At 65.3% G+C, this 242-nt stretch carries 1 pseudogene; it reads right to left on the reverse strand.

Going from position 1 to position 242, the window contains the following annotated elements:
* A pseudogene (locus tag AC0IYH_RS33545) lies at nucleotides 1–213 on the reverse strand (hypothetical protein); the annotation flags it as partial.
* Nucleotides 214–242: the final 29 nt, after the last annotated feature.

A 242-nucleotide genomic window follows, 5' to 3' on the forward strand; every position in this document is an offset into this window, starting at 1 on the left:
GCACAGATCGTGTGGCAAAGGGATATCCTCATCCCTCCTCATGCGCTCGACCTCGGCTGCCTGGCGGTCGAGATACGGGGCATACCGCGCGTCTTGCAGCGTCTCCGCAAGGATGTCGGCATCAGCGACCACATCTGGCGCGACATGGTCCCACGCGACACCGTCGAAACGCAGCCATTCCCACGCGCTCCGCCGCGATCCATCCTGCGCCACCTAACCGCCCGCGACCGCAATCGCGGATG

It is taken from the genome of Pseudomonas sp. AC463 (assembly GCF_979253585.1).